Annotated in this window: 24 protein-coding genes; 17 read left to right on the top strand and 7 right to left on the bottom strand. The window is 56.8% G+C overall.

Annotated elements, in window-relative coordinates:
- Position 1 precedes the first annotated feature (1 nt).
- Together VPX56_RS10795 and dmsD are read left to right on the top strand one after the other, a co-directional pair.
- Positions 2-856: a dimethyl sulfoxide reductase anchor subunit family protein gene (locus VPX56_RS10795; protein WP_326471683.1), complete on the top strand. Its 855-nt coding sequence runs from the start codon at positions 2-4 to the stop codon at positions 854-856.
- Between the two features lie 44 nt (positions 857-900).
- A complete protein-coding gene (gene dmsD / locus VPX56_RS10790; RefSeq protein WP_326471681.1) occupies positions 901-1,515 on the top strand; it encodes a Tat proofreading chaperone DmsD in 615 nt (204 codons plus the stop codon).
- 55 nt (positions 1,516-1,570) lie between these two features.
- Here the strand turns inward: dmsD and VPX56_RS10785 are convergent, their stop codons facing one another.
- A complete protein-coding gene (locus tag VPX56_RS10785; RefSeq protein WP_326471679.1) occupies positions 1,571-2,407 on the bottom strand; it encodes a MipA/OmpV family protein in 837 nt (278 codons plus the stop codon).
- Positions 2,408-2,611: 204 nt separating this feature from the next.
- Between VPX56_RS10785 and VPX56_RS10780 the strand changes: the two genes are divergently transcribed.
- The 3 genes from VPX56_RS10780 (at position 2,612) to VPX56_RS10770 (ending at position 5,294) form a co-directional block, all read left to right on the top strand.
- Positions 2,612-3,289, top strand: coding sequence for a response regulator (locus VPX56_RS10780; RefSeq protein ID WP_131635807.1), 678 nt, complete (start codon positions 2,612-2,614; stop codon positions 3,287-3,289).
- Positions 3,289-4,677, top strand: coding sequence for a sensor histidine kinase (locus tag VPX56_RS10775; RefSeq protein WP_326471675.1), 1,389 nt, complete (start codon positions 3,289-3,291; stop codon positions 4,675-4,677). The genes VPX56_RS10780 and VPX56_RS10775 overlap by 1 nt, the downstream gene beginning before the upstream one ends.
- 137 nt (positions 4,678-4,814) lie before the next feature.
- A complete protein-coding gene (locus VPX56_RS10770; RefSeq protein WP_131635805.1) occupies positions 4,815-5,294 on the top strand; it encodes an efflux pump transcriptional repressor OqxR in 480 nt (159 codons plus the stop codon).
- A 65-nt stretch (positions 5,295-5,359) separates the two neighbouring features.
- Here VPX56_RS10770 and oqxB read toward each other — a convergent pair whose 3' ends face one another.
- Both oqxB and VPX56_RS10760 read right to left on the bottom strand, forming a co-directional pair.
- Positions 5,360-8,512, bottom strand: coding sequence for a multidrug efflux RND transporter permease subunit OqxB (oqxB, locus tag VPX56_RS10765; RefSeq protein ID WP_326471673.1), 3,153 nt, complete (start codon positions 8,510-8,512; stop codon positions 5,360-5,362).
- Positions 8,513-8,535: 23 nt separating this feature from the next.
- Positions 8,536-9,711 carry a multidrug efflux RND transporter periplasmic adaptor subunit OqxA gene (locus VPX56_RS10760; RefSeq protein WP_326471671.1) on the bottom strand — a complete coding sequence of 392 codons (1,176 nt, stop codon included), beginning with the start codon at positions 9,709-9,711 and terminating at the stop codon, positions 8,536-8,538.
- Positions 9,712-10,044: 333 nt separating this feature from the next.
- On the opposite strand from VPX56_RS10760, the gene VPX56_RS10755 reads away from it, so the two are divergent.
- Positions 10,045-10,413 carry a helix-turn-helix domain-containing protein gene (locus VPX56_RS10755; protein WP_326471669.1) on the top strand — a complete coding sequence of 123 codons (369 nt, stop codon included), beginning with the start codon at positions 10,045-10,047 and terminating at the stop codon, positions 10,411-10,413.
- A gap of 10 nt (positions 10,414-10,423) precedes the next feature.
- Here the strand turns inward: VPX56_RS10755 and VPX56_RS10750 are convergent, their stop codons facing one another.
- A complete protein-coding gene (locus VPX56_RS10750; RefSeq protein ID WP_326471667.1) occupies positions 10,424-10,861 on the bottom strand; it encodes a VOC family protein in 438 nt (145 codons plus the stop codon).
- Positions 10,862-11,245: 384 nt separating this feature from the next.
- On the opposite strand from VPX56_RS10750, the gene cspE reads away from it, so the two are divergent.
- Together cspE and VPX56_RS10740 are read left to right on the top strand one after the other, a co-directional pair.
- Positions 11,246-11,458, top strand: a complete 213-nt coding sequence (cspE, locus tag VPX56_RS10745) for a transcription antiterminator/RNA stability regulator CspE (RefSeq protein WP_010430585.1) — start codon at positions 11,246-11,248, stop codon at positions 11,456-11,458.
- Between the two features lie 209 nt (positions 11,459-11,667).
- Positions 11,668-11,826 carry a YnfU family zinc-binding protein gene (locus VPX56_RS10740; RefSeq protein ID WP_242673428.1) on the top strand — a complete coding sequence of 53 codons (159 nt, stop codon included), beginning with the start codon at positions 11,668-11,670 and terminating at the stop codon, positions 11,824-11,826.
- A 43-nt stretch (positions 11,827-11,869) separates the two neighbouring features.
- Here the strand turns inward: VPX56_RS10740 and VPX56_RS10735 are convergent, their stop codons facing one another.
- Positions 11,870-12,754, bottom strand: coding sequence for a LysR family transcriptional regulator (locus VPX56_RS10735; RefSeq protein ID WP_326471664.1), 885 nt, complete (start codon positions 12,752-12,754; stop codon positions 11,870-11,872).
- Positions 12,755-12,865: 111 nt separating this feature from the next.
- On the opposite strand from VPX56_RS10735, the gene VPX56_RS10730 reads away from it, so the two are divergent.
- From VPX56_RS10730 to clcB, 9 genes are all read left to right on the top strand, one after another.
- The gene (locus VPX56_RS10730; protein WP_326471662.1) at positions 12,866-13,993 is read left to right on the top strand and encodes an alpha/beta hydrolase; all 1,128 of its coding nucleotides are present in this window, start codon (positions 12,866-12,868) and stop codon (positions 13,991-13,993) included.
- A 49-nt stretch (positions 13,994-14,042) separates the two neighbouring features.
- On the top strand, positions 14,043-15,239 hold the full coding sequence (locus VPX56_RS10725) for an MFS transporter (RefSeq protein WP_326471660.1): 1,197 nt from the start codon (positions 14,043-14,045) through the stop codon (positions 15,237-15,239).
- Positions 15,240-15,311: 72 nt separating this feature from the next.
- A complete protein-coding gene (locus VPX56_RS10720; RefSeq protein ID WP_326471658.1) occupies positions 15,312-15,935 on the top strand; it encodes a glutathione S-transferase family protein in 624 nt (207 codons plus the stop codon).
- A 145-nt stretch (positions 15,936-16,080) separates the two neighbouring features.
- Positions 16,081-16,818, top strand: coding sequence for a YoaK family protein (locus VPX56_RS10715; RefSeq protein ID WP_326472025.1), 738 nt, complete (start codon positions 16,081-16,083; stop codon positions 16,816-16,818).
- Between the two features lie 313 nt (positions 16,819-17,131).
- Positions 17,132-17,842, top strand: coding sequence for an osmoprotectant ABC transporter permease OsmY (osmY, locus tag VPX56_RS10710; RefSeq protein WP_326471656.1), 711 nt, complete (start codon positions 17,132-17,134; stop codon positions 17,840-17,842).
- 18 nt (positions 17,843-17,860) lie between these two features.
- Positions 17,861-18,760, top strand: a complete 900-nt coding sequence (osmX, locus tag VPX56_RS10705; RefSeq protein WP_326471654.1) for an osmoprotectant ABC transporter substrate-binding protein OsmX — start codon at positions 17,861-17,863, stop codon at positions 18,758-18,760.
- 8 nt (positions 18,761-18,768) lie between these two features.
- Positions 18,769-19,416, top strand: coding sequence for an osmoprotectant ABC transporter permease OsmW (gene osmW / locus VPX56_RS10700; protein ID WP_326471652.1), 648 nt, complete (start codon positions 18,769-18,771; stop codon positions 19,414-19,416).
- Positions 19,416-20,564 (top strand): osmoprotectant ABC transporter ATP-binding protein OsmV, encoded by a 1,149-nt coding sequence (gene osmV, locus VPX56_RS10695; protein WP_131635792.1) that lies wholly within the window; start codon positions 19,416-19,418, stop codon positions 20,562-20,564. The genes osmW and osmV overlap by 1 nt, the downstream gene beginning before the upstream one ends.
- Before the next feature lie 103 nt (positions 20,565-20,667).
- Positions 20,668-21,978: a voltage-gated ClC-type chloride channel ClcB gene (gene clcB / locus VPX56_RS10690; RefSeq protein WP_131635791.1), complete on the top strand. Its 1,311-nt coding sequence runs from the start codon at positions 20,668-20,670 to the stop codon at positions 21,976-21,978.
- Here clcB and bioD read toward each other — a convergent pair.
- Both bioD and mlc read right to left on the bottom strand, forming a co-directional pair.
- Entirely contained in the window at positions 21,913-22,608 is a 696-nt protein-coding gene (bioD, locus tag VPX56_RS10685; RefSeq protein ID WP_131635790.1) for a dethiobiotin synthase, read from the bottom strand. The genes clcB and bioD overlap by 66 nt on opposite strands.
- Positions 22,609-22,737: 129 nt before the next feature.
- Entirely contained in the window at positions 22,738-23,958 is a 1,221-nt protein-coding gene (gene mlc, locus VPX56_RS10680) for a sugar metabolism global transcriptional regulator Mlc (RefSeq protein ID WP_131635789.1), read from the bottom strand.
- Positions 23,959-23,977: the final 19 nt, after the last annotated feature.

Below are 23,977 nucleotides of genomic sequence, written 5' to 3'. Positions count from 1 at the left end.
GATGGGAAGTGGATGGCATGAATGGCCGCTGGTGATCTTCACCGTCTTCGGACAGTGCGTCGCCGGGGCGTTAATCGTGATGGGCCTGGCCTGGCTTAGTGAAAAAGACGATGCGATAAAAGCGCGGATTGTCCGCAGCATGTTCTTTTTGTGGGTGGTGATGGGGATTGGCTTTATGGCCTCCGTACTCCATCTTGGATCGCCTCTGCGCGCGTTCAACTCCCTTAACCGCGTAGGCGCCTCCGCGCTCAGCAATGAGATCGCCGCAGGTTCCGTCTTCTTTGCCGTGGGCGGCTTCTGGTGGCTGGTGTCGGTTATCGGCAAGATGCCCCCTGCGCTGGGCAAGGTCTGGCTGGTGGTCAGTCAGATCCTGGGCATTGTCTTCGTCTGGGCCATGACGCGGGTTTATCAGATTGATACGGTCCCCACCTGGTACACGGGCTATACCACGCTGGCGTTCTTCCTGACCCTGTTTTTGGGCGGCCCGCTGCTGGCTGCCCTGCTGCTTCGCGTGGCGAAAGCGCCGTTTAAAAGCGCACTCACCGCCTCAGTCAGCGTACTGGCGCTGCTCACCACTGCGGCGGTTATCGTTCTGCAAAGCAACGAGCTGGCAACAATCCACAGCTCGGTCCAGCGGGCCAGCGCCCTGCTGCCGGATTACGGTTCGCTGCAGGTCTGGCGTCTCGTGCTGGTTGCTGCGGGGTTAGGCTGTTGGATCTGCCCATTGGTTCGCCGCCAGGAACCTAAAACCCTTGCCCTTTTTGCTGGTATTATCCTGGTAGTGCTGGGTGAACTGCTTGGCCGTGGACTATTCTATGGTCTGCATATGACCGCAGGTATGGCGATTGCGGGTTAACACAGGTGCGCGGGGCAACCCGCGCATGCGCAAGGAATGTTGTAATGACTGACGTATCACACCGTGAATCTTTTGCTTTTAGCGCCAGAGTATTGGGCGCGCTGTTTTATTACTCCCCGGACAGCGAGCAGGCCGCGCCGCTGGTGAATGCCCTTACGGCGGGTGACTGGATTCAGGACTGGCCGCTGGAGCTGGAAAAGCTACGGCCGATTGCCGATATCTTTAAAACCCCCTCAGATGAGGCCCTGAAGGATGCCTGGCAGCGTCTGTTTATTGGCCCGTATGCTCTGCCCGCGCCGCCGTGGGGTTCCGTCTGGCTGGATCGCGAGTCCGTGCTGTTTGGCGAATCGACGCTCGCGCTGCGCCAGTGGATGCGTGAAAACACGATCGCCTTTGAGACGCAGCAGAACGAACCAGAAGATCACTTCGGTACGTTGCTGCTGCTGGCAGCCTGGCTGGCTGAGAACGGCCGCGACGCCGAGTGCGACCAACTCCTCGCCTGGCACCTGCTGCCGTGGAGCACGCGCTTCCTGTCGGTATTTGTCGAGAACGCTGGCCATCCGTTCTACGCCGCGCTGGTCCAGCTTGCACAGCTGACGCTTGCGGACTGGCGTGGCGCGTTACTCACCCCGGTCGTTGAAAAAACGCTGTATCGCTAACCTCAGCGGCATGCCCCGGCTGGCGGGCGTGCCGTCAGGCTCCCCCCGCAACCCTTTAAAAGCTATACGTCACCTTCAGGCTTCCCGTTGGCGATGTTTTTCGTTTAACAATGGGGCTATCGGCTGCGTCCCCCACCAGCTGCGTAACGCCCGTTGCCGCAAGGATGCTCCAGCGCGGGGTAAGCTTATGGCTCCAGTCAACATTCACCGACCAGGCGTACAGTCCCGCACCGGGCTCATGTCGGGAAAATCCCGACGCGGCTGACTGTTCGGCACTTACGCCGTAGTACGTTTGCATGTGCTTGCTGGTTCCCCAACTGCCGTTCATCGACAGCGTCAGCGCATTTTTCGGTGAGGTATAAAGCGGGCTGGCAATACCGAAGTGCACGGCTTCACCATTGTCTCTTTCAGAAACCGGCACTTCGGCCAGCAGCTGCAGATTAAGCCAGTCGCTGACCTTGTAGCCCAGCCCGGGCACCACGATTGCCGAGCCCTTGATCTCGCCCATCCCTCGCAGCTCGTCGCTGCCGGAGCTGATGGAATCGCTGCTTACGTCTTTATCTTTTCGGCCTGTGCGATAGCTCAGTGCGGCACTGTAATCCAGATTGCCAAAATTGTTGCCGTAGCCAAGCCCCCGCGAGGTGCTGATAAAAAAGCCGTTTGCCATCGCGTAATCAACAACCTGAGCCGCGCTGACGCGGCTTTTATCCGATCCCGAGTAGCGTGGCGCGACGTCTACGCCGCCCCCCAGGGTTAACACATTGCCCTGATTGTATTCTGCCGCCAGCGCTGGGGTGGTCAGTAACGCCAGGACGGCACCCGGCACCATGTTTTTTATGCTGCGACCGATGAGTGCACGGGGAAACGTATGACGCAGTATGATGTTTCTCATTACAGTGTCCTTCTTGATTCAAATGATGACGACACAGGCGGTGTTAAACGCCAGAGCGCCCATTCTGAATACTCACCCTAAGGTTCTTATGAGCCGAATATGAAGAAACGCTGAAGCCCCGGAAGGTGCTGTAAACCTGACAACTTTCCTGCTACCGTTTTTTTCTTAAGTTGTTCTTCATTCACCGTTGATACAGTGATTAATGTGAAAATTTTACTGATCGAAGACGACCTGGATCTCGGCAACGGCGTGCGTATCGCCCTTTCAGATCAAGGATTTGATGTCATATGGGTTCGCCGTAAAGAGGATGCACTGCATCAGCTTGACGCCTGCGTGCCGGAACTTATTTTGCTCGACCTTGGGCTGCCCGACGGCGATGGCATGAGCCTGATGACGCGCTTGCGCCATCAGCTCAAGGGGATACCCGTCATCATCCTGACGGCGCGAGGTACGCTACAGGATCGCCTGAGCGGGCTGGATGCAGGCGCAGACGATTACCTGGTTAAACCCTTTGTTCTTGCCGAGCTGCTGGCCCGAGTGAGGGCCCTTGCGCGCCGCAGCTACGGTTTTGAAAATGAGGCAATCGACATTCGAGGTTTATCGCTCCACGTGCCAACGCGGCGCGTGACGGTGAGCGCGGGTCACGTCGAGCTGACGGCAAGCGAATATGCGCTGCTAGAAACGCTGATGCTGCGCGCTGACCGCGTGCTCACCCGCCGGTATCTGGAAGAAAGGATATTCGGCAACAAAGAGAACCTCAGCAATGCGCTCGACGTGCATATGGGGAATTTGCGGCGAAAGATCGGCGAGGGTTATATCCGAACGGTGCGGGGCGTCGGGTATGTTATTGATACCGTCCCCGTTCAGAAGGCGGCAGGTTGATGCGTAACCTGTGGTGCCACCTCAGACAACCTACGCTTGTAAAGCGAATGCTGGTAGCGCAGATGCTCCTGCTGACCTTGCTGTGGTCTCTTTTCTTGACCTTCATTTTGCTGGAGGACTTGCGTAGCCCCCCAATACTCACGGGCAACGAAACCTACGAGACGCTTTTTTCCCTCGTTGAGAAAATGGACGATCGCCCGCAGGCGCGAAACGCCGTGCTGGCCGCATTCAGCAAGGCGCTGCGGGAAGGGTACGGCGGCGGTGATGATCCGGAGCTGTCAATCAACCTCATCGTTCGCCAGAATAAAGAGGTTATATTTGCATCGGATGGCGCGCCGACGGAGGTGAAAAATACCCGTCTGGGGCAAATGCAGCGCGTTCAGAGTGAGGGGCACGCCTGGACCAGCCGTACGCTAAAATCCACCCATTCAGACGTTGAGGTCACCCTTTTCACCCCTGCCGGCAGCTGGAATTTCTTTATCTACCTGAACTCGCGCGGCTATTACATCATGCCTCTGCTGGTGTGCATCCCTTTTCTTTTGTTCCCCGCGTGGCTCTCCATCCGCATTGCGATGCGCCCCTGGAACAAGGTAGTGAATGAAATTTCATTACGCACGCCAGACGATCTCTCTCCGCTAAAAGCCGTTCCCAGACACAGGGAGCTTCGCCATACGGTAGACGCGATTAATGACTTTCTCGCCAGGGTGCGGGAAAGCGCAGAAAGGGAAAAGATGTTTATTGCCGATGCCGCTCACGAGCTGCGCACCCCTCTCGCCGCCATGCGGATCAACGTGGAGGCGTTGCAGTCCTGGGTAACCAGCGAAAGCCAACAGGAGCTGCTGGCAGGAATTGTTCGCAGCAATAGCCGCGCTGCGCGTCTCGTCAATCAGCTGCTGCTGATGATGCACAGCGAAGCGCACATTGACGCGGCAATGGAGCCTGTGCCGCTGACGACGCTCGTACAGGAGCGGATGGCTGCGCTGGAGCCGCTCGCGTCGGCGCGCAGGATAGAGCTGGAATTCTACTCCGATGGTGAAATCTGCGTCGCCGGCGTTCGGGAACGGCTGGTGTCATTGATTGACAACTTAATTGAAAATGCCGTCAAGTACAGCCCAGAAGGCGGGCGGGTCGAGGTGGATTTACGCACGCGAGAGGCAACGGCTCAGCTGCGCGTCTCCGATGCGGGGCCGGGTATTCCGGTTGAGCTGCGCGAGCGTGTATTCGACCGATTTTTCCGCGATCCCGGTCAGATGCAAAGCGGAAGCGGTTTAGGGCTTGCCATCGTCAAGGCGGTTGCACACCAGCACAACGGTCGTGTGGCCCTGAATAGTTCAGCAGAAGGCGGCCTTCAGGCGACGGTCACCTTCCCTCACCCTGCAATCGCCTGAAAGAGAATGCAATGTGCGATCGCGAATGCCGCAGATTGCTTCAAAAAAATTACCGTATTTGTTATATTGTTGTTTATTGCTTATTCACCTCTGCGGTGCCAAAAAGAACAAGATTCACCGCGACCCAGGACACGAAAATGTTAGATTACCGCTTCCCGACAGCTCTGCAGATGGTTCTCAGCGTAGCGATGGCGGAGCAATCGGGTGAACGTTCGACGAGTGCAATTCTGGCCTACGGTCTGGAAGCGAATCCGAGCTTTATCCGCAAGCTGATGGTGCCTCTCACCCGCGACGGCATTATCGTCTCCACGCTGGGCCGCAACGGTTCTATTCATCTTGGTCGCCCGGCGGAAGAGATCACCCTGCGCGATATCTACCTTTCTGTCATCGAAGATAAAAAGCTGTGGGCGTCGCGCCCTGATGTACCGGCCCGCTGCGTGGTCAGCGCTAACGCCTGCTGGTACTTCAAGTCTATTTCCGAAGAGGCGGAACAGGCATCGCTGGATGTTTTAGCCCGTCATACCGTGGCAAGCGCGCTAGAAGAGGTCAAAAGAGCCGATACCAGCGGGTGCGATCCGGTGCCTGAACTTGATATTCCGTATAAAAAAGCGGATTAATGACCGTCTTATTACAAAAAAAACCGCCTTCATTGTGAAGGCGGTTTTTTATTATCTGCCACATCCTACGCGGGCAAAACGTCTTTTACCGGTTTACCGCGCGTCACGAATTTACGTAGCGTAACGTAAAACACCGGCGTCAGGAACAGACCAAACAAGGTCACGCCCAGCATACCGGCAAACACCGTGATCCCGGTAACGCCGCGAACCTCCGCCCCCGCGCCGTGGCCGAGGATCAGCGGAATGGTCCCGGCGATAAAGGCGATGGAGGTCATCACTATCGGACGTAGACGCAGGCGGCAGGCCTCCAGCGCGGCTTCCATAATCCCTTTCCCCTGCATTTCCAGCTCGCGGGCAAACTCCACGATAAGAATCGCGTTTTTACACGCCAGCCCCATCAGTACAACCAGCCCCACCTGCACGAAAACGTTGTTATCGCCGCCCGTCAGCCAAACGCCAAACAGCGCGGACAGCAGGGTCATCGGCACGATGAGGATCACCGCCAGCGGCAGCGTCCAGCTTTCATACAGCGCCGCCAGAACCAGGAACGCCAGCAGCACCGCGACCGGGAAGACGATCAGCGCCGTATTGCCCTGCGTCGCCTGCTGGAAGCTCAAGTCCGTCCATTCAATGTTCATGCCGTTGGGCAGGATCTGCTTAGACATTCCGTCCAGCTGCGCCATCGCCTGCGCGGAAGAGAGCACGCGCGGGTCGGCATCGCCAATCAGATCCGCCGCCGGGTAACCGTTGTAGCGGATCACCGGGTCCGGGCCGTAGGTGGTCGTGATATTCACCATACTGCCAATCGGCACCATTTCGCCCTGGCTATTACGGGTGCGCAAATTCGCGATGTCCTCCACGCTGTCGCGGAACTGGCCGTCGGCCTGCGCCATAACGCGCCAGGTGCGCCCGAACTGGTTAAAATCATTCACGTACGACGAGCCCAGATAGGTTTGCAGCGTACCGAAAAGATCGGTCAACGACACGCCCTGCGCTTTCGCCTTGTCGCGGTTAACCTTCACGTCCAGCTGCGGAACGTTAGCCTGATAGGTTGAGATCGGGAAGTGCATACCCGGCGTCTGCATAATCGCCCCGGACATGGTGTTTACCGCGTTTTGCAGCGCGCCATAGCCCAGACCGCCGCGATCCTGAATGTACAGGGAATAGCCCGATCCCTGACCCAGCCCTAAAATCGGCGGCGGCAGGATGGAGAAGCCAAAGCCTTCCTGAATTTGCGCGATTTTCGCGTTGATCTCCGCGTTTATTTCCGCCGCAGTATGTTTACGCTGGTCGAACGGCTTCAGGCCGAAGAAGACCGTCCCGGTATTCGGCGTGTTGGTGAACTGCAGTGCGTTCAGCCCCGGGAACGCGACCGCATAGTCCACGCCTTCGGTATTCATCCCGATTTCGCTCATCTTGCGGATCACCGCGTCGGTGCGCGCCAGCGACGAACCTTCCGGCATCTTCACGCCGCCAATCAGGTACAGCTTGTCCTGCGTCGGAATAAACCCGCCCGGAACGGTTTTAAACATCACGCCAGCGGCGCACAGCAGCAGCAGGTATACCGCAAACACCGCGCCGCGTCGGCCCAGCGTTTTGCCCACCAGCCCCTGGTAGCCGTTTGAGCTGCGGTGGAAAAAGCGGTTAAACGGACGGAAAATCCAGCCGAACAGGCGATCGATAAGCCGGGTCGGGAAATCCTTCGGCGCGCCGTGCGGCTTTAACAGCAGCGCCGCCAGCGCCGGAGAGAGCGTCAGCGAGTTGATGGCGGAGATGACCGTGGAAATCGCGATCGTCACCGCAAACTGCTTGTAGAACTGCCCGGTAACGCCGGAGAGAAACGCCATCGGCACAAACACCGCGCACAGCACCAGCGCAATGGCGATAATCGGCCCGGATACTTCGCGCATCGCCTGATGCGCCGCTGCAAGCGGGGCAAGCCCCTCCTCGATATTTCGCTCAACGTTCTCCACCACCACGATGGCATCGTCCACCACGATACCGATGGCTAATACCAGCCCGAACAAACTCAGCGTATTCAGCGAAAAGCCGAGCAGATAGAGAATGCTGAAGGTACCCACCACGGAAACCGGCACCGCGATCAGAGGAATAATCGACGCACGCCAGGTTTGCAGGAACAGGATCACCACCAGCACCACCAGCACCACCGCTTCCAGCAGCGTTTGCACCACCGCGCGGATGGAGTCGCGTACGAATACCGTCGGATCGTAAGGTGCCGCCCACTTCATATCGTCCGGGAATCGCGTGGACAGTTCATCCATTTTGGCGCGCACCGCGTTAGACAGATCAATGGCGTTCGCCCCCGGCGACTGGAAAATACCAATCCCGACCGCGTCTTTATTGTTCAGCTGGGAACGCAGCGCATAGCTGCCGGACCCCATTTCAATCCGCGCCACGTCGCGCAGGCGCACCACCGTACCGTCCTGCGTCGTTTTCAGGACAATATTGCCGAACTCTTCTTCGGTATGCAGACGCCCTTGGGCGTTAATGGAGATCAGGAAATCGCTCTCTTTCGGCAGCGGCTCGGCGCCGAGCTGCCCGGCAGAGACCTGCACGTTCTGCTCCTGCATCGCCGTGACCACGTCCGAGGCCGTCAGCCCGCGCGCCGCCACCTTGTTGGGATCCAGCCAGACGCGCATCGCGTATTCGCCCGAGCCGAAAATCTGGATCTGGCCAACGCCGGGCAGGCGCGCCAGCTCGTCCTTCACCTTCAGCGTGGCGTAGTTGCGCATATACAGCGAATCGTATTTGCCGTTAGGTGAAAACAGATGCACCACCAGCGTCAGCGTCGGGGACTGCTTCTGGGTCGTGATGCCCAAACGCCGCACGTCTTCCGGCAGACGCGCCTCGGCCTGTGCGACGCGGTTTTGCACCTGTACCTGCGCCTGATCCGGATCGGTACCCGGACGGAAGGTGACGGTGGTCACCAGCACGCCGTCAGAACCCGCGACGGACTTCATGTACATCATGTTCTCTACGCCGTTGATCGCCTCTTCCAGCGGCGTCGCCACGGTCTCGGCAATCACTTTCGGGTTGGCGCCCGGATACTCCGCGCGCACCTGCACGCTTGGCGGGACGACGTCAGGATATTCGCTCACCGGCAGCAGCGGGATGGCGATCAATCCGGTGATAAAAATCAGAATCGACAGTACGGCCGCAAAAATCGGCCTGTCGATGAAAAAACGGGAAAAGTCCATGGGTTGGATTCTCAGGTAAGGGATCAGTTGAGGGCGGCGCTGGCGTTCATGGCAACGGCTTTAGCGTTTACCGGCATGCCCGGCATAAACACTTTTTGTAAGCCATCGACGATGACTTTATCGCCAGGCTTCAACCCCTGCTGCACGATGCGTAAACCGTCAGCCAGACGCCCCGGCGTGATATCGCGGCGCTGCGCTTTCCCTTCTTTATCAACGATATAGACATACTTACGATCCTGATCGGTCAGCACCGCTTTGTCGTCAACCAGTGTGGCTTTGAATTCCGCGCTGCCCGGCAGGCGTACGCGGGCATACAGCCCCGGCGTGAACTGACGCTGGGCGTTGTCCAGCAGCGCACGCATGCGGATGGTGCCGGTACTCGGCGTTAGTTGATTGTCCAGAAAATCCACTTTTCCCTGATGGGGATAGCCCTCCTCGCCCGTAAGGCCAATCTCCACCGGCAGCGCCGTATGATGGCTGGACGCCCCCTGCCCACTGCGGGCCAGATTTTGGTAGTGAAGGTAGGTTGACTCATCCACGTCAAAGTAGACGTAAACCGTCTTCTGGGAGACCAGCGTGGTGAGTACGCTCGCGCTGTCGCCCGCGGTGACCAGATTACCGCTGGTGATCAACGCGCGGCTGGCGCGTCCATCAATCGGCGCGGTCACTTTGGTGAAATCCAGGTTAAGCTGGGCGGCGTCAACGGCTGCCTGCGCTGCGCGAATGTCGGCCTGCGCCTGAGTGGCTGCTGAACGGCGCTGCTCCCACTCCTCACGGGACACCACGTTGGTGTTGACCAGCTTATCGGTACGATTAGCTTCACTTCGCGCCAGACTGGCCTGCGTTTTGGCCCTCGCCAGCGTTGCCTGCGCCTGTTCCAGGGCGGCGCGATAGGTTCTGTCGTCGATAGTGAACAGCACTTCGCCCTTTTTCACCTCCTGGCCGTCTGTGTAATTCACTTTATCAATGTAGCCAGAGACGCGGGGACGAAGCTGAACGCTTTCCACCGCTTCGATCCGCCCGTTAAAGCTGTCCCACTGGCTAATGGATTTTACGACCACGTCAGCGGCGCTGACGTCGGGCGCGGGTGGCGCGGCGTTTTGCGCGACGCTGTCATCACACCCGGCGAGCGCCAGGGAGAGTATCACCGCCCCCAGCGCGTTCAGATGAAAGTTACCCCAGGTTTTTTGCAGGCTCATTATTTTTATTCCGGTAATTGTAGCCGCCGGGCAAGACGCAGCGAGAGACGCCGCGCCACTTCCTTTGTCCGGGCAGGCTTAAGGCCATTTGTGCCGTTCATCGCCACAAAACTGTAACAGTTGCGAATACACTATCGCGGCGATTGTAGGAAGGCGCTTAATTAAGTGCAAGAATAATTGTTGCACTTTATGTGCTATTTGAGGCAACCGAAAAAGCCCTGTTTCGGCCAGGGAATTAAATGCAACAATAAAACTTGCAATTAACGTCAAACCAGGCCAACTTTAAATGCAACGGACAAAGATGCTTTTTATTTTCTGCGTGGGGGTAACACCATGAACACTGGCGCATTTATGCACGATTTGCTCGACTGGATTGATAACAACCTGGATAGCCGTCTGGATATTGAAACCGTTTCAAGACGCTCCGGCTACTCGAAATGGCACCTCCAGCGCCTGTTCAAAGAACATACGGGATATCCCCTCGCCGGGTATATTCGCGTACAAAAGCTGCAAAAATCGGTTGAGCGTCTTAGCCGCAGCGATGAACCGATTTTGAACGTAGCGATTGCGCTGGGCTTTGACTCTCAGCAGTCCTTCAACCGTAGCTTCAAGCGTCAGTATGGTCAGGCTCCCGGCGCATGGCGCCGAAGTGTCGGCACCATGGAAGCGGATAAAGCCATTATCCGCACGGGTACGCATTAAAGAATGGGCATTATCCGCGAAGCCACGGGGTTATCGTGAGCCCGGTGAGCAGCCCTTCGGGGCTCAGTAATCGGGTAACGGTTTGACCCCACGGCTCTGTACGGTTGTCCACCAACACGCGATATCCCTTCTCTTTAAGGAGGGTCGTAGCGGAATGAAGCTCCTGTACCTCATATTCGATCCACCCCTGCGGTATCGGGTATTCAACAGGCCACAGGTCGGTCCCGAAACAGGAACCCGATGCCTGCGACAGGGGCCAGACCGCAAAATGCTTAACGCCGTCCAGCTGCCCCTCTTCTGCCGTAAGGTAATCACAATTACCCTCCATTGGCTTAAGCGGCAACCCAAGCGTGTGCACATAAAATTCGGCGCTGGACTCGGTATTTTGCGAAATGGGCCCAAACCCAGCGATAAACAGAACGTCAATTCCCGGTAAATTTTGCAACATCCATCGTCCCTCATTGCCTGAAAATGAATCGTACTTATACTACTAACGCCATCTCCCCGTCTAATGGTGAACGCCAGCAAAACGGTGGGCATATTTAGCGTTTGTAGCGGCCTGAATTAATTGCCTGCCGTTCAGCCATCCGGGTGTTTAAATGGTTAAAATAAAATAATATTTACGTTGCGGAAAAAAATATTCTGTGTCTTAATAGCGTCATCGGTTTGGAAAACAGACCTTATGAAAGCAGTTTTAGTAAAGCAGTCCTCATTTCAAGTGCTATCCTTAGATATCCCTTCTTCATGAGCCTTCTCCTAAGTGCCAAATAAGTCACTCTCACTACAGGCCATCATCGCCGCACTATGTGGCTCATCAATTAAGGAATTATCTATGTCTAATAAAATGACTGGTTTAGTAAAATGGTTCAACGCAGATAAAGGTTTTGGCTTTATCACTCCTGACGACGGCAGCAAAGATGTATTCGTGCATTTCTCTGCAATCCAGGGCGATAACTTCAAAACTCTGGACGAAGGCCAGAAAGTGTCCTTCACCATTGAAAATGGCGCTAAAGGCCCCGCGGCCGGTAACGTCACAGCACTGTAATAGGTGCTCTTTATCAGTGGCGCTTGCGATAGCGATGACGGCCTTGGCCCGAGCAGTTAAATGCTACTGATAATAAAAAGAACCCGCCCCGTGCGGGTTTTTTATTTATACTTTCTGACGTCTTAATCTCGACAAATATTGTTAAAAAAAATAAGTAATTATCATTTTAAACGTGTATTGTTGTTGTCCCCTTTTAGCAGGAGCGCCCTATGTCAGTACGTAAAAAAACACAAACTCATCGTAATTATTTAGTGAAATGCGCATGTCCAAACTGTGCAAAAGATTCAGAACACAGCTTTAGCCGCGTCCAGAAAGGCGCTCAACTTGTCTGTCCGTTTTGCAGCACCCTCTTTAAATCCTCTAAATGAATGAAGGCGTGTTCCTGACATTCTATTTTTCCCTGAATTAAAGCTATATTTTCAGCGTATCGATCACCACCCTCAGGGCGGGCGACACGTTGCGGTGCGGATAATAAAGGAACATCCCGTCCATACGCAGGCTGTAACGCTGCAAAACCCGAATAAGCGTTCCGCGCTCTAAATCGTCCGTCACCAGCTCAACCGGCACATAGGCCAGCCCAAGCCCCAACCGGGCGGCCTCGGCTTCCATATAGCTGTCCGACAGCCCCCACTGGCCTTCTGGTCGATGTGTGACGGTCTTCCCCTCCTGAACCAGCTCCCAATGATAGCGGCTACCGTCGGCGAACTGGTAGGCAATACAGGGATGCGCCGCTAAATCCGCTGGCATCTGGGGGAAACCGTAGCGTCGAAAGTGTTCCGGGGTACCAACTACGGCCATTTCCATATCGGGGGTGATGCGCACGGCAATCATTCCCTGCCCTACCTCCGGCCCCAGCCGAATCCCCGCGTCGAAGCGCTCGGCGATGATGTCCACGAAGCGGCTTTCATTTATCAGCTCCAGTCGAATGTCCGGGTAGCGTTGCTTAAACATCGCGAGCTTCGGCAGCAGGCATTTATCAATGGCATGCTGGCTGGCATTGATGCGCACCGTGCCGCATGGCGTCTGGCGATAGTGTGCCAGCGTCGCGAGACCGCTATCCAGCGCATCAAACGCAGACTCGGCGGTTTGATAGAGCTGCTCTCCTGCGTGGGTCAGCGACAATTTTCGCGTAGTGCGCACCAGAAGCTGCACGCCAAGGCGCTCTTCGAGTTCACGCACCGAACGGCTGATACCGGACTGTGCCAGCCCGAGTCGCTGCGCGGCTGCCGTAAAACTTCCCTCACGCACCACCTGCATAAACAGATAAAGCTCATTGTAGTTTTCCCGCTTCGCCATTTCGCCCCCATTTATACCAATATGGTATGAATTTTAGCATTTACCCGCCTCTAATCAGCACTATTTTTGCTAATTATAATGGTCGCATCACAACAACACGCGGTAACGCTGATGAAAACATTCACCCAAAAACTAACCGTGGCGATGCTGCTATGCGCATCATTAAGTGGAGTAACGACAATGAGTTATGCAGAAACCACCAACCCAAACGCACCTGTTTCGATGGTGAGCACGTGGGATAAAACCTTCGCCGAAAGTGACAAAGTCGATCACCGCAAGGTGTCCTTCCCGAACCGATACGGCATCACCCTGGTGGGAGATCTTTATCTTCCTAAAGATCGTGGCGACAACAAGCTGGCTGCCATTGCCGTTAGCGGTCCGTTTGGAGCAGTTAAGGAGCAGTCGAGCGGTCTGTACGCGCAAACGATGGCTGAACAAGGTTTTGTGACGCTGGCATTTGACCCATCCTATACGGGCGAAAGCGGCGGCCAGCCGCGCAACGTCGCGTCTCCGGATATCAACACCGAAGACTTCAGTGCGGCGGTGGATTTCCTGGGTTTACAGAAAGAGGTTGATCGTAACCGAATTGGTATTCTTGGCATCTGCGGCTGGGGCGGTATGGCGCTGAATGCGGCCTCCATGGATACCCGCGTGAAAGCGGTCGCCACCAGCGTGATGTATGACATGAGCCGGGCGATGGGCCACGGCGTGGGCGACGGGAAAGATCGTTATTCAGCGGCAGATCGCCGGGCCGTTCTGCAGTATCTGAACGCACAGCGCTGGAAAGATGCTGAGAACGGGACCTTCGCGCACGGCGGCCATGATATTTATGTCGATGAGAACGGCAAGGTGACGGCGGCTGAACGTATTCTGCCAGAGACGCTGCCAGCAGACCCGCATCCGGTACTGAAGGAGTTCTACGACTACTACCGCATGCCGCGCGGGTTCCACGCGCGCTCCGTCAACTCCACTGGAGCCTGGACTGCCACCATGCCGCTGTCGTTCATGAATATGCCGCTGCTGAGCTACGCCGGTGAAATTACTATCCCGACGCTTATCGTCACCGGTGAAAAGGCACACTCCCGCTACTTTGCGGAAGATGCGTTTAAAGCGGTCGGTAGTAAGCAGAAGGAACTGGTGATTGTTCCGGGCGCGAACCATGTCGACCTCTATGACAATGCTGCCGGGAAGATCCCGTTCGGCCAGTTTGAGCAGTTCTTCAAAACCAGCCTGAAATAACCCTCTCCGCCGCCCGTATTGAGCGGGCGGCCCTTCGTGAAAGATGACTATGTCCACTCTGAACCCTACCACCTCACAGAATGAGGAACGCGCGCACTGGGGCGGTATTTTTGCCATGACCCTGTGCGTATTCGTCCTGATTGCTTCGGAATTTATGCCCGTCAGCCTGCTTACCCCTCTTGCCAGAGATCTGGGCGTTACGGAGGGGCTCGCTGGCCAGGGGATCGCCATCTCCGGCGCGCTGGCGGTTCTGACCAGCCTCTTCCTTTCCCGGCTTGCCGGGAATATGAACCGCAAACACCTTCTGCTGGGAATGACGCTCCTGATGGCGCTCTCGGGGATGATTATCGCTTTCGCCTCAAACTTTCTGGTTTACATGACTGGCCGCGCGCTGATCGGTATCGCTATAGGCGGGTTCTGGTCCATGTCTGCCGCAACGGCAATTCGCCTTGTTCCTCAGCATCAGGTATCGCGCGCGCTGGCGATATTCAACGGGGGGAATGCGCTGGCGACGGTGGTCGCTGCTCCGCTCGGGAGTTATCTCGGCGCCACCATTGGCTGGCGCGGCGCCTTCCTGTGCCTCGTTCCCGTGGCGATAGTCGCGTTCATCTGGCAGTGTTTTAGCCTGCCGGGTATGAAAGGGAATCAGTACGATGCCTCGCGTGGAAGCATTTTTCGTTTGTTCCGTCAGCGAGCGGTCTCTGTAGGTCTGCTGGCATGCAGCCTGTTCTTTATGGGACAGTTTGCGCTCTTTACCTATGTGCGGCCGTTTCTTGAAACCGTCACGCAGGTCAGTCCCTCTGGCTTATCGCTGATTTTACTCACCATCGGCGTCGCAGGTTTTGTTGGCACACTGCTCGTTGCCATGGTTCTGAACGCGGCGTTTTACCAGACGTTAATCGCCATTCCCCTGCTGATGGCCGTCATTGCAGGCGTGTTGATACTGACCGGTCACAGCGTGTGGATCGTTGCCCTGCTGTTAGGCTTCTGGGGGATGCTGGCGACGGCAGCACCCACGGGATGGTGGACATGGATTGCGCGAACGCTGCCGCAAGATGCCGAAGCCGGTGGCGGGTTAATGGTCGCCGTGATCCAACTTTCTATTGCGCTAGGTTCAACGGCAGGCGGTATGGTGTTCGATCATAGCGGCTGGCAGAGCACGTTTGCATTGAGCGGAATTTTGCTCCTGGGCGCGGTTGTGTTGACGCTTCTGCTTTCGCGTCTTCATAAATCACTCGCCGGATGATTTGTTGACGCGTTTCTTCACCGCTGGTGTATTGTTTTTAAACGATTCATCACTTTGAAGAGAAGCGGCGACATGATTAACATTCTCGGCAAAACCACCTCGATTAACGTTCGAAAAGTGCTCTGGACCTGCGAAGAAGCAGGTCTTGATTATCTTCAGGAAGACTACGGCAGCGGTTTTGCCTCTACGGAAACGGACGCATTCCGCGCGCTGAACCCGAACGCCATGGTGCCCGTGCTGATTGACGGTGATTTTGTGCTGTGGGAGTCCAACGCCATCTGCCGCTATCTGGCGCGCAAGGCTGGACGTCACGATCTGCTTCCGGCCGAGCCGCAGGCCTGCGCCAACGTCGAGCGCTGGATGGACTGGCAGGCTTCAGAATTCAATAACGCCTGGCGCTACGTCTTTCCGGCGCTGGGACGTAAAAACCCGGACTTTAACGATCCGGCGCGCATTGCGGCGGGAATAAAAGAGTGGAACCACTGCATCACCATTCTTGAAAACCAGCTGCAGCGCACCGGTGCCTTTGCAGCGGGCGAAACGTTTACCCTTGCGGATGTCGTGCTTGGGCTGTCGGTGAACCGCTGGAAAATGACGCCGTTTGATAAGCCCGACGTGCCTGCGCTTGAGGCCTGGTTTGAACGTCTTAACCAGCGCCCTGCGTTTTTGCGTCACGGAAATAACGGCATGATGTAAACCCCATTTTCAGCAAGGACAATTTATTTAATTACTTAACCCTGAACGTCGTCTGAGGGAATAATAATTAAGCCATATCCTGGACAGCCCGTTGCACCGCTTTGCTAGCCTGACTATTCAGGCAACGCTCAACCCGGAGGTATTCTTGCTGATTAGACTCAAGAAAGAACGCACGCATAGGGAGGATCGCCGACTTGCTCTCTGGCTGGCGACCTCGGCAGGTTTGCTGAACGCCATCGCCCTCGGGGCATTTGGTTTTTTCCCCTCACACATGACCGGCAACACCTCACAGTTATCCAGCGAAGTTTCCTCCACCGATCTGAGCGATATTATTTTCTTCGGCTCGATTATTCTCTCCTTTGTCGCAGGCGCCATCATTGCGCGCACGATCGTGATATGGGGCATTATCCATAACGTCCGGCTGGTTTTTTGCCAGATCCTGTTTGTCGAAGGGATATTGCTGACCGGCGTCTCCGTCTACGAAATGTTTTTTCATTCCCTCACGAGCAACCGCGAGATTATTCTTTTTCTGTGCGGCCTGATGGGCATCCACAACTCCACCTCTACGCAGCTTTCCGGCGGGCGGGTGAGATCGACGCACATTACCGGCACGCTGACGGACGCGGGGATCTCCCTGGCCTCCGTCCTGGTGGCGATGCTTCGCAGGGATTATTCCAAAGATACGGCGGCACAAAAAAGTCAGCTGAAAACCCACTTAACGACCCTTTTCTCGTTTATTACGGGCGGTATCGCGGGGCTGCTGCTGTTCAGGTGGATCGGGTTTAATTCCATGCTGGCGATCGGGCTGATGCTTGCCGTGGTCGCTATCGTTTCAATTATCACCGTCTCAACGCGGGTTCGACGGGTGCGTGCCGCCGCCTGAATGTTGCCTGTCGTTATCCTAAGCGGAAAACAGGTCGACGCGGTGCCGCACGTCCAGGGGACGGCCTCTTGTTTGTGACAACGTCACTGCGCATTTTCGTTTTTAAGACTATTCTGCCCGTGCCGCGCTCCGCCCTTATGCCATAAGGGCTGGCATAAGGTTCTCACTAATTTCATAGGGTTACTGATTTCCCCCCTTCGCTGGTACCCTTCCCAAACGCTTGCTATAGCTAAGTGACCCCCTGCCAAAACATGGCATAACAACAGGCAACCGGTGGTTGCTATAACGCATGCGCACAGGGAGACACACCGCAATGCACCCATTACTCAAACGCTCGCTGCTTTTTGTCGGCGCGATTATCGTGGTTCTGGCTCTCCTGACCTGGGGAATTGGGCTTGAGACGATCAAAGCGCGTCAGGTTGACCTGATTTACCTCGGGCAGCAGCACTTAATCCTGGTTTTCTCATCCATGTTTTTTGCCCTGCTGGTCGGTATTCCCAGCGGCATTCTGCTCAGCCGCCCGGCTGCGCGGGGTATCGCAGAATACGTGATGCAGATCTTTAACGTTGGCAACACCCTGCCGCCGCTGGCCGTTCTGGCACTGGCGATGGTCGTGATTGGCATCGGTGATACGCCCGCCATCATCGCCCTGTTCCTCGCTTCGCTGCTGCCGATTGTGCGCAATACCTATGCGGGACTGTGCTCGGTGCCAGCCTCGCTGCTGGAAGCGGCTAACGGTATCGGCATGACCAAATGGCAGCGCCTGCGTCAGGTAGAGATTCCCAACGCCTGGCCGGTGATGCTCTCGGGCATTCGCATCGCCACCGCCATCAATGTGGGTACGGCGCCGCTGGCGTTCCTGATCGGCGCCAGCAGCTACGGCGAGCTGATTTTCCCCGGCATTTACCTGAACGACTTCCCGACGCTGATCCTCGGCGCGGCGGCCACCGCCCTGTTCGCCCTGATCCTCGATACCCTGCTGGCTGCGCTGGGTCGCGTGATGAGTCCGCATCTCGCTCGATAACTATAACAAGGAGCTTTTATGAGACTGTTTTCCGGCCTGACGGCCTTCTGTGCCGCGGCGCTTTTCACCAGCCAGACGCTCGCTGCCCCGCTGATTCTGGCAACCAAGAGCTTTACCGAGCAGCACATCCTTTCGGCAATGACCGTGCAGTACCTGCAGAAGAAAGGCTTTCAGGTACAGCCCCAGACCAATATCGCGACGGTGATCTCCCGCAACGCAATGATCAACACACAGATTGATATGACGTGGGAATATACCGGCACCTCGCTGATCATCTTCAACCACATCAACAAACGCATGTCGCCGCAGGAGTCCTACGAGACGGTGAAGCGCCTGGACGCGAAGCACGGACTGGTATGGCTCAAACCCGCCGATATGAATAACACCTACGCTTTCGCCATGCAGCGCAAGCGCGCCGAGGCGGAACACATCAACACCATGTCCGAGATGGTGGCAAAGATTGAACAGGTTCGTAAAACCGATCCGGATAACAACTGGCTGCTGGGCTTAGACCTGGAGTTTGCCGGGCGAAGCGACGGCATGAAGCCGCTTCAGGCGGCGTACAAGATGGAACTGGATCGCCCGCAGATCCGCCAGATGGACCCCGGTCTGGTCTATAACGCCGTGCGCGACGGGTTCGTTGATGCCGGATTGATCTACACCACAGACGGCCGCGTGAAGGGTTTCGACCTCAAGGTGCTGGAAGACGACAAGGGCTTCTTCCCGAGCTACGCGGTGACGCCGGTGGTGCGTAAGGACACGCTGGAGGCAAACCCGGGTCTGGAAGAGGCGCTCAATACCCTTTCTGCCCAGCTTAACAACGACGTTATCACCGAACTGAACAAAAAGGTGGATATCGACCATCAGTCACCGCAGCAGGTCGCCCGTGATTTCCTGCGTAGCAAACAGTTGCTGTAGGAGGCGCTATGGAGACGATTCACTACATTCTGGACAACTGGGATTACCTCTTAACCCTGACGCTGCAGCACCTGTGGCTGGTGGCGCTGGCTGTAGGTTTAGCCATCATCATCGGCGTACCGCTGGGCATTCTGATTGTGCGCCACAAATGGCTGGCGACGCCGGTGCTGGGGGTTGCCACCATCGTGCTCACTATCCCGTCTATCGCCCTGTTTGGCCTGATGATCCCGCTGTTTTCGCTGATCGGTCAGGGTATAGGCGCCCTGCCCGCGATCACGGCGGTATTTCTGTACTCGCTGCTGCCGATTGTACGTAATACCCACACCGCGCTCGACAGCCTGCCGCCTGGCCTGCGCGAGGCCGGACGCGGTATCGGCATGACCTTCTGGCAGCGTCTGCGCTGGGTCGAAATTCCGATGGCGCTGCCGGTGATTTTCGGCGGTATTCGCACCGCCGTGGTGATGAACATCGGCGTGATGGCGATTGCCGCCGTGATCGGCGCGGGCGGCCTGGGCCTGCTGCTGCTTAACGGCATCGGCGGAAGCGATATTCGCATGTTGATTGCGGGCGCGCTGATGATCTGTCTTTTAGCGATTGTGCTCGACTGGTTGCTGCACCGTCTGCAGGTAGTACTGACTCCGAAGGGGATACGATAATGATAAAACTGGAAAACCTCACTAAACAATTTTCGCAGAAGCATGGTCAGACCTTTAAGGCCGTCGACAACGTTAACCTGAACGTGCCCGAAGGTGAAATGTGCGTCCTGCTCGGCCCGTCCGGCTGCGGCAAAACCACCACGCTGAAGATGATTAATCGCCTCATTACGCCAAGCAGCGGGACGATCCTGATTAACGGTGAAGACACCAGCGGCATGGACACCGTGACGTTGCGCCGCAACATCGGCTACGTTATCCAGCAGATTGGCCTGTTCCCGAACATGACCATCGAAGAGAACATTACCGTGGTACCGCGCATGCTGGGCTGGGATAAAGCGCGCTGTAAAACGCGCGCCGAAGAGCTAATGGACATGGTGGCGATGGACCCGCATAAGTTTCTGAATCGCTATCCGCGCGAGATGTCCGGCGGCCAGCAGCAGCGTATTGGCGTGATCCGCGCCCTGGCGGCGGATCCTCCGGTACTGCTGATGGATGAACCCTTTGGTGCGGTCGACCCGATCAACCGCGAGGTGATCCAGAACCAGTTTCTCGAGATGCAGCGCAAGCTGAAAAAGACGGTGATGCTGGTAAGCCACGATATTGATGAAGCGCTCAAGCTCGGCGACCGCATTGCGGTTTTCCGTCAGGGGAAAATCGTGCAGTGCGCCAGCCCGGATGAACTGCTGGCGAAACCGGCGAACGAGTTTGTCGGGTCGTTTGTGGGCCAGGACCGCACGCTGAAGCGCCTGCTGCTCGTCTCTGCTGGCGACGTAACGGACCAGCAGCCTACGATCACGGTGCGCGAATCGACTCCCCTGCCGGAGGCTTTTGCCATCATGGACGACAACGATATTCGCGCCATCACCGTGGTCGACGAGCACGGCAAGCCGCTGGGCTTTGTGAAGCGCCGCGAAGCGCGCCACGCCAGCGGTGCCTGCGCCGACATCCTGCATCCGTTCCGCATGACCGGTAAGGCGGAGGATAACCTGCGCGTGGTGCTCTCCCGCCTGTATGAGAGCAACACCAGCTGGATGCCGATTGTCGATGAGGACGGGCGCTACAACGGCGAAATTTCGCAGGATTACATTGCGGAGTATCTCAGCTCAGGCCGCACGCGCCGTGCGCTGAATATTCATAGCGAGAGCTAATGTCTACAGCCGGGTTATGCCCGGCTTTTTCGCACGCATACCTTTTGCTAACCCCGCGATTTGCCGCCACAATAGTGTATCTTCACCGTTTAATCGCGACCTCATGCAACGTCTTCACCCCTACCCCGACATCCGCGCGATGTTTCGCCGACTCCTGATTGCCACCGTTACCGGCGTGCTGGCCGCGCTGGCCGTTGCGGTATTTCGCCACAGCATGTACCTGCTGGAGTGGCTGTTTCTGAGTAACGACAGCGGCAGCCTGGTCAACGCCGCCGCCGCGTTATCACCCTGGCGACGCGCGCTGACCCCGGCGCTTGGCGGGCTGGCCGCAGGATTGCTGTTATGGGGCTGGCAGCGGCTGACCGCACAGCGCCCTCATGCGCCAACCGATTATATGGAAGCGCTGGAAACCGAAGACGGACGGTTCGATTATGGGGCGAGCCTGGTGAAATCCCTCGCCTCGCTGCTGGTGGTCGCCAGCGGTAGCGCCATCGGTCGTGAAGGGGCAATGATCCTGCTCGCTGCCCTGGCCGCCTCCTTTTTCGCCCGGCGCTTTACGCCGAAAGCTGAATGGAAACTCTGGATCGCCTGCGGAGCCGCCGCCGGGATGGCCAGCGCCTATCACGCGCCACTCGCAGGCAGCCTTTTCATCGCGGAAATATTGTTTGGCACGCTGATGCTGGCCTCCCTCGGCCCGGTGGTGATTGCCGCCGTGGTGGCGCTACTCACAACGCGCCTGCTCAGCCCGGGAGCCAGCACGCTTTATGATGTGCATCTTAGCGAGGTGCTTACAGCAACGGATTATTCGCTGATCGCGGGCGTCGGCCTGCTGGCAGGCGTATGCGGTCCACTGCTGATGTGGCTGATGAGCGCGAGCCACGCGCTTTTTCTGCGGCTCAAGCTCACGCCCCCGCTGCAGCTGGCGCTGGGGGGATTGATTGTCGGACTGCTGTCGCTCCTGACGCCGAAAGTCTGGGGCAATGGCTACAGCGTGGTACAGGCGTTTCTTATCGCGCCGCCGCTGCTGTCGGTGATTGCTGGCGTGTTTATCTGTAAATTACTGGCGGTGCTGGCGAGCAGCGGTTCAGGCGCGCCGGGCGGCGTATTTACCCCAACGCTGTTCGTGGGGATGGCGACAGGGATGCTCTTTGCGCAAATCGTCACGCTGTTTTTGCCGGGTTCGGAGACGGTGATTTTGCTGGGGCTGGCGGGAATGGCAACGCTGTTGGCCGCAACGACGCACGCGCCGATTATGTCGGCACTGATGGTGTGCGAAATGACCGGGCAGTATTTTTTACTGCCCGGCCTGCTGGTTGCCTGCGTAGTGGCCTCCGTTCTGTCGAGAACGTTACGCCACGACTCTATCTACGGGCAACACGCTGCCGAAGGCCGAGAGATCGATGTACTGCGATAATTCACGCTGCTCTGCGCGAGGCAGATAAGGCAGCTCGCCCACTAGCGGCCCTGGCAATTTTTTGCTCAGCACGTCGATAATTTCGGCGTAATGCGCAAGCCCAGGGTTAATGCGGTTAGCCACCCAGCCAATCAGCGGCAGGCCATCATTGGCAATGGCCTGCGCCGTTAACAGCGCATGGTTGATGCATCCTTCCTGAATGCCGACCACCATCACCACCGGCAGCTGCTCCTGTACCACCCACTCCGAGAGCGGACGTAAATCGTTCATCAGGCTACGCCAGCCGCCGGTGCCTTCGACCACAACGTGATCGACTTTCTCACTCAGGTTTAACAGTCCATCGGAGAGCAGGCTGTAGTTGATCAGGCCGCTGTGCGCCACGCTGCTTTCATCTTCGCTCAGCGCAATAGGATTGACGGCGTGGTAAGGCAGCTCCAGTGACGAAACGCTTTGCAGAACCAGGGCGTCTTTATTGCGCAGTCCCTCTGGCGTCTCTTTACTGCCTTTTGCGACCGGTTTGTACCCTGCAACACGTTTACCGTTTGCCGTCAGGGCCTGCAGCAACGCACGGGATACCACTGTCTTCCCGACGGAGGTATCAGTACCAGTAACAAAGAAACGCTTAAGCATGACTCATTCCACCTCTTGGGTATGCTTCGAAATATAAACCAAGTAAATAATTCAGTGGGGGAAGTCTACGGGAAGCGTGCGCTACCCGGCTTGAGATAGCGCAATATTTCTTACATCTAAGGAAAAGAGTTAACCCTGCAGTAAGCGAATCAGTAAGGAACCGTTATACATGGCATCTTTCACCAGCGCAGCACCGGCCATGGTGCCCTGGTTAGAAAATTGGGTACTTTCAACGACGATATTTTTGCTGTAGGCAGGCAGCGCCTGCTGGTTGATACAGGCGGAAATCGCGGGAAAGAGGATCTCTGCCGCCTGGCTCAGCGGTGAGCCGATCAGGATTTTCTGCGGATTGAAGAGATTCACCATGATGGCCAGAATGCGGCCTACGTTATTCCCCACGCCGGTAATAATGTCCTTCGCCAGCAAATCGCCCTGCCGCGCGGCGGTACAGAGCGCATCGACGGTGAGCGGTTGCCCGTGAAGCGAAGAGCTCATTGACTGGCTAAGCCGCACCTGCGCCAGCTCCAGCACGCTTTCAACGCTGGCGATGGTTTCCAGGCAGCCGTGGTTCCCGCAGTAGCAGCGCTTGCCGTAGGGATCGACCTGGGTATGCCCAATCTCGACCAGGCTGCTGCTTCCGGCATGCAGAAGACGCCCGTCGGTGATCACGCCCGCGCCAACGTTATGGTCGATAACGACCTGAATCACATCCCGCGCGCCGCGTGATGCGCCAAACAGCGCCTCCGCCATTGTCCAGGCGCTAATATCGTGCTGAATATAGACCGGCACCCCGGTATGGTTTTTCAGCACCTCGCCAAGCGGCATCTCTTTGACGTCTTCATAAAACGGCATGCGGTGCACAATGCCATTCTCGGTATCAATAATACCCGGCAGGGTGATGGCGATTGCGGTTAAGCGCTCAAGGCGCTGCTGGTGACGAATGAAGAACCGATCGATATGGGCGAGGATGGCATCAATAAGCGATTGTTCGCTTTTAAGCGGGAGCTCCAGCCGATCTTCCACCACCAGCTTGCTGCTGAGATCGCGCAGCGCCAGGAAGATCTCCCCCCGGCTAATCCGCATTGACAGGTAGTGCCAGGCCTCGGTTTCAACGACCAGCCCGACCGCTGGACGGCCACGGCTGCCCGGCTCCTGAATCTCCGTCTCCTGAACCAGATGGGCTTCCAGCATTTCGCGGACGATTTTGGTGATACTGGCGGGTGCCAGCTGTGCCAGGCGCGAAAGATCAATACGCGAAACCGGACCAAGCTGATCAATCAGGCGATAAACCGCGCCCGCGTTGGTCTGCTTAATCTGATCAATATGCCCTGGCTGACTATCAGCAACCACCTCGTACTCCCTTATTTTC

Source organism: Enterobacter wuhouensis (assembly GCF_035835995.1).
Taxonomy (GTDB): Bacteria; Pseudomonadota; Gammaproteobacteria; order Enterobacterales; family Enterobacteriaceae; genus Enterobacter; species Enterobacter wuhouensis.
Note: the sequence above shows the minus strand (reverse complement) of the source record. Positions and strands in the feature narration are given on the sequence as shown.

Excerpts from the sequence above, each read along its gene's own strand:
- osmW (WP_326471652.1), top strand. The coding sequence starts at position 18,769 with ATGGAGACGATTCACTACATTCTGGACAACTGGGATTACCTCTTAACC.
- VPX56_RS10795 (WP_326471683.1), top strand. The coding sequence starts at position 2 with ATGGGAAGTGGATGGCATGAATGGCCGCTGGTGATCTTCACCGTCTTC.
- VPX56_RS10770 (WP_131635805.1), top strand. The coding sequence starts at position 4,815 with ATGTTAGATTACCGCTTCCCGACAGCTCTGCAGATGGTTCTCAGCGTA.
- VPX56_RS10775 (WP_326471675.1), top strand. The coding sequence starts at position 3,289 with ATGCGTAACCTGTGGTGCCACCTCAGACAACCTACGCTTGTAAAGCGA.
- VPX56_RS10750 (WP_326471667.1), bottom strand. The coding sequence starts at position 10,861 with ATGTTGCAAAATTTACCGGGAATTGACGTTCTGTTTATCGCTGGGTTT.
- VPX56_RS10735 (WP_326471664.1), bottom strand. The coding sequence starts at position 12,754 with ATGGCGAAGCGGGAAAACTACAATGAGCTTTATCTGTTTATGCAGGTG.
- osmV (WP_131635792.1), top strand. The coding sequence starts at position 19,416 with ATGATAAAACTGGAAAACCTCACTAAACAATTTTCGCAGAAGCATGGT.
- VPX56_RS10740 (WP_242673428.1), top strand. The coding sequence starts at position 11,668 with ATGTCAGTACGTAAAAAAACACAAACTCATCGTAATTATTTAGTGAAA.
- VPX56_RS10755 (WP_326471669.1), top strand. The coding sequence starts at position 10,045 with ATGAACACTGGCGCATTTATGCACGATTTGCTCGACTGGATTGATAAC.
- cspE (WP_010430585.1), top strand. The coding sequence starts at position 11,246 with ATGTCTAATAAAATGACTGGTTTAGTAAAATGGTTCAACGCAGATAAA.
- VPX56_RS10725 (WP_326471660.1), top strand. The coding sequence starts at position 14,043 with ATGTCCACTCTGAACCCTACCACCTCACAGAATGAGGAACGCGCGCAC.
- VPX56_RS10785 (WP_326471679.1), bottom strand. The coding sequence starts at position 2,407 with ATGAGAAACATCATACTGCGTCATACGTTTCCCCGTGCACTCATCGGT.
- osmY (WP_326471656.1), top strand. The coding sequence starts at position 17,132 with ATGCACCCATTACTCAAACGCTCGCTGCTTTTTGTCGGCGCGATTATC.
- VPX56_RS10760 (WP_326471671.1), bottom strand. The coding sequence starts at position 9,711 with ATGAGCCTGCAAAAAACCTGGGGTAACTTTCATCTGAACGCGCTGGGG.
- VPX56_RS10720 (WP_326471658.1), top strand. The coding sequence starts at position 15,312 with ATGATTAACATTCTCGGCAAAACCACCTCGATTAACGTTCGAAAAGTG.
- dmsD (WP_326471681.1), top strand. The coding sequence starts at position 901 with ATGACTGACGTATCACACCGTGAATCTTTTGCTTTTAGCGCCAGAGTA.
- clcB (WP_131635791.1), top strand. The coding sequence starts at position 20,668 with ATGCAACGTCTTCACCCCTACCCCGACATCCGCGCGATGTTTCGCCGA.
- bioD (WP_131635790.1), bottom strand. The coding sequence starts at position 22,608 with ATGCTTAAGCGTTTCTTTGTTACTGGTACTGATACCTCCGTCGGGAAG.
- oqxB (WP_326471673.1), bottom strand. The coding sequence starts at position 8,512 with ATGGACTTTTCCCGTTTTTTCATCGACAGGCCGATTTTTGCGGCCGTA.
- VPX56_RS10730 (WP_326471662.1), top strand. The coding sequence starts at position 12,866 with ATGAAAACATTCACCCAAAAACTAACCGTGGCGATGCTGCTATGCGCA.
- osmX (WP_326471654.1), top strand. The coding sequence starts at position 17,861 with ATGAGACTGTTTTCCGGCCTGACGGCCTTCTGTGCCGCGGCGCTTTTC.